This is a genomic window from Psychrilyobacter sp., assembly GCF_049671765.1.
GTDB lineage: Bacteria > Fusobacteriota > Fusobacteriia > Fusobacteriales > Fusobacteriaceae > Psychrilyobacter.
The window spans coordinates 1-3,509 of the sequence record NZ_JBATVM010000164.1; the positions used below are offsets into that span (position 1 = coordinate 1).

Here is a 3,509-nt window from a genome sequence, read left to right on the forward strand (position 1 = left end):
TCATCACCCCATACTTTATTTGAAAAAGTTAAAATCACATCAATTTTATCAAATATTTTGCTCATATTCTCCCCCTGTTAATTATAATTAAATTTACTTTTCCTGTATAATATCCCTGTGGCCACTATCACAATAAGAAAGTGGGGGGACTGTTATGAGTACCAAGAAAATTAAGATTAAAGATTTGTTAAAAGCATTAAAAGAATTAACTAAATAATTCATATTTAATATGTCGACATATTATTCTTCTACACCATTTTCTATTGCTTTTTTTATTAAATCAAAATGTTCCTTTTTTTCTTCAAAAGTTCCATTTTTATAGGCTTCCAATTCTTTTTTTTCTAAATACTCTTGTAACATTTTTTTCATATCATCTTTAGGAAGGCTATTAACTAACTCAGTGAATACAGAAAGTTCAGTATTCTCATTTACTTTTTCAATTTCATTCTTTGTATTAAAATCTTCTTTCTCCATATAACCAATCATTTTGTATAATTTTTTATAGTCTATTTTAAATGCAGAAGCTATATTCATTAGCTGATAAGCGTTTATTTTTTTCTTTTCACCTTTTTCTAGTCTATTTAAATCAGCTACATTAATTTGTGCTTTTAAAGCAAATTGATTAAAACCATACTTTTTTTCTAATCTTAATTTTTTTATGAATTCACCTAATTTTCTTCTTTTTTCTTCAGGTACATCAAATTTTTTTTTCATGTCTCAACCCCTTTGTTTATAATAGAATTATACTTTTTTAATTTACAGATGTAAATTTTTATATGAAAAACCATTTACAAATGAAAGTAAATGGGTTATACTTCGATTAATTACAAATGTAAATGCAAAGGAGGTTAAGATGGATAAATTAAAATTAGTAAAATTAAAAGCTCTGGAAAAAGATTTGACGCTTACGGAACTAGCTTCTAGAGTAGGCATTTCTCGTGAGAATATGTATCATCATATAAAAAATAATAATAGAGAAATTTTATTAAAAATTGAAAAAATTCTAGAACTTAAAGAAAACCCCCTAACAAAATAATTTCACTTGTAATTGTAATTATTTTAAAGCTTAATTTAAGGATTTTATTTAATTAGGAGGGGATTAAAAAATGTATAAACCATTTAACATAAATAATCCTGTAAAATTCAAACTCACGAAAGAAGGTTATGAGATTTTAAAAAAATATGACAAAGAGTTGGAATCTTATGGAAATGAATTTATAAACCTTAAACCAAAAAGAATACTAGACAATGATGGTTGTTATGAGATGCCTCTATGGAAGTTAATGTATATTTTTGGTGAGGGTTGCAAGATGTCTAAGAATCCACCTTTTAAAAACTGTAAAATTTTTATAAAAGAAAAGGACATTTTTGAAAAATAGGAGGATAAATATGAGTAGACCAGATTCATCTGCATCTTTGGAACTAGAAAGATGTATGAACATGCAGGTAAAGGTAATGACCTTTGAGGAGCATCTAAGACACTCTAAAGTAATAGATGAAATAGATGATGCTAGGAGGGTAAAGAGTTTCAATTTAAATAAATGGAATGAAGATATGCAGAAAAATTTTAAGAAAAAAAGAAAAAAATTATATGAGCTGAGTAACTTTGAAACCTTGAGGGAAGGAGTCCAAGACTTAGAAAAAGAGATAGAAGAATTTAATACAAAATTTATCGAGAAGAGAAAAGAGATAGATCTATTAGAAGTCGAATATGAGAAGCTAGACGATGATAACAGAGAGTGGCTCTTAAGTTATGCAGTGAGTTGTCGTGAGAAGCTTAGAATAGAAAATAATAAGATAGAAACAAGGTTGATAGAAGAAAATATGAAGAAAAAGAGAGGGAAATTATGAGAGAAAAATTTTTAAGTATGAACACTAAAAAATGGGTTGACTTAAAGAAAAAATATAAATTAACTGTAGAAGATTTTATAATTATTAGAAGAATAAATGATTTTATGGGAGGGAGTAAGTCAATAACATATAGCAAAGGACAGGACGTTTATAGTTGGGTACATTATGAAACTATTCAAGAAGATATGAGTTTTATATTTGATAATGTAGATCAGATAAAAAACAGATTAAAAAAAATAACTAAGCACGGATTAATAGAAAGATTAAATCATAAAGTTAGTAAGAAAAATTTAGAAAAAGGGGAGACTAATTTTAATAAAGTTGGATCATTTTCTTTGATAAAATTTTCTAAGGAATTAAAAGAATTGTTTGACCTTGATGTAGACATTGATAATACTGACCAAAACGACCATGAGGGTAAAAAGTACCCTAAGGGTAGTGGTAGAAAGTACCCTAAGGGTGAGGGTAGAAAGTACCCTAACAAAGAATACCTTGAAAGTAATACCAAGAAAGAAATACCCTCTTTAGGGGTTTGCGTTTCACTTTCTAAAGACCAAGAGAAAGAACTCCAGTGTGATCTACAGAAACAATTAAAAGAAACAATGAAATTAATACCTGTTAGTAAAGCGGTAGCTAAGATAGGGCTTTCTCCAATGGTTACAGCCAGTATATTAGTACCACTAGCAAAGCAACACGGTAAACAAGCTATTATAAATATATTAAAAGATATTAAAGCTGAAGGGAATATTAATCCTATCAAAGATTTTAAAGCAATAATAATAAGTAGAATATAAGGGGGAATGCTATGACAGCCAATAAAATAATTGAAGAACTTCGAAAAAGATTTAGGATAACGATTACAGAGCTTAGAAAAGGTATACAGGATTATGAGGTAGAGATTTATTGTAATGCTTTAGGGATTACAGAAACCACACTATTTTGGGCAATAAAAAATTATAAACCCAATAAAAAAGAGGAACACTTAAAAGCTAAAATTTATCCGACCAAAGAAAATAGAAGAAATTAGGAGTGTTCCTACAAAGTCGAACCACCGCTAAATGGTTCTACTAAATTATACCATAAGTTGATTATTTGTATTTAATTTAGGGGGTAAAGATGGAAATAAAAATAAAAGGAAAAATAAAAGATTGGGATAATTTTTACAGGAATATCATCCCACAACTAAAAACACTAACTTTTAGAAATAAAACAGTAACTACCATAGATGAAATAGAGAATGAGGCAATAGATGCCTATTCACTGGGGGAAGAAGTGGAATACAGCTATTAGTTAAAAAATGGAGGATAAAATGGTATTAACAGTTAGACAGTATGAAATTGTTGGGAGTTTATTGCTTTTTTTTATAGCTTTAGAATTATATCATTTTATAGCAACTTGGCTATTGATGGATAAGATAGACCACCATAAGAATGAGAAAACATCAGTCATAGGATATTTTTCTTTAGTTTTTTCTTTTTGCTTTCTATGTTATGCAGTATACGGTGCATTTGCAAGTGGGGTTATAAAAATCCAATTTATGAAATAGAAAATAAGAATTTATTTAGGAGGGAAGTTATTGGATTTTAAAGTTGGAGATAGAGTGGAACATAAACAATTATTAGAAGTAGGAACAATAGAAAAAATTTACAGAGCTACAG

Annotated in this window: 8 protein-coding genes; 7 read left to right on the forward strand and 1 reads right to left on the reverse strand. The window is 28.1% G+C overall.

The window, feature by feature from the left end; all coding sequences use genetic code 11:
* Positions 1-240 precede the first annotated feature (240 nt).
* Positions 241-714, reverse strand: a complete 474-nt coding sequence (locus WBG30_RS07720) for a helix-turn-helix domain-containing protein (RefSeq protein WP_424504064.1) — start codon at positions 712-714, stop codon at positions 241-243.
* Positions 715-853: 139 nt separating this feature from the next.
* On the opposite strand from WBG30_RS07720, the gene WBG30_RS07725 reads away from it, so the two are divergent.
* The 7 genes from WBG30_RS07725 (at position 854) to WBG30_RS07755 (ending at position 3,397) form a co-directional block, all read left to right on the forward strand.
* On the forward strand, positions 854-1,036 hold the full coding sequence (locus WBG30_RS07725; RefSeq protein WP_424504065.1) for a hypothetical protein: 183 nt from the start codon (positions 854-856) through the stop codon (positions 1,034-1,036).
* Between the two features lie 70 nt (positions 1,037-1,106).
* Entirely contained in the window at positions 1,107-1,379 is a 273-nt protein-coding gene (locus WBG30_RS07730) for a hypothetical protein (RefSeq protein WP_424504066.1), read from the forward strand.
* A gap of 10 nt (positions 1,380-1,389) precedes the next feature.
* A complete protein-coding gene (locus tag WBG30_RS07735) occupies positions 1,390-1,851 on the forward strand; it encodes a hypothetical protein (RefSeq protein ID WP_424504067.1) in 462 nt (153 codons plus the stop codon).
* On the forward strand, positions 1,848-2,645 hold the full coding sequence (locus WBG30_RS07740) for a hypothetical protein (protein ID WP_424504068.1): 798 nt from the start codon (positions 1,848-1,850) through the stop codon (positions 2,643-2,645). Before WBG30_RS07735 ends, WBG30_RS07740 begins: the two co-directional genes overlap by 4 nt.
* Before the next feature lie 11 nt (positions 2,646-2,656).
* Positions 2,657-2,878, forward strand: a complete 222-nt coding sequence (locus WBG30_RS07745; RefSeq protein ID WP_424504069.1) for a hypothetical protein — start codon at positions 2,657-2,659, stop codon at positions 2,876-2,878.
* 89 nt (positions 2,879-2,967) lie between these two features.
* Positions 2,968-3,141 (forward strand): hypothetical protein, encoded by a 174-nt coding sequence (locus WBG30_RS07750; RefSeq protein ID WP_424504070.1) that lies wholly within the window; start codon positions 2,968-2,970, stop codon positions 3,139-3,141.
* A gap of 19 nt (positions 3,142-3,160) precedes the next feature.
* The gene (locus WBG30_RS07755; protein WP_424504071.1) at positions 3,161-3,397 is read left to right on the forward strand and encodes a hypothetical protein; all 237 of its coding nucleotides are present in this window, start codon (positions 3,161-3,163) and stop codon (positions 3,395-3,397) included.
* The last annotated feature ends 112 nt before the right edge of the window (positions 3,398-3,509 follow it).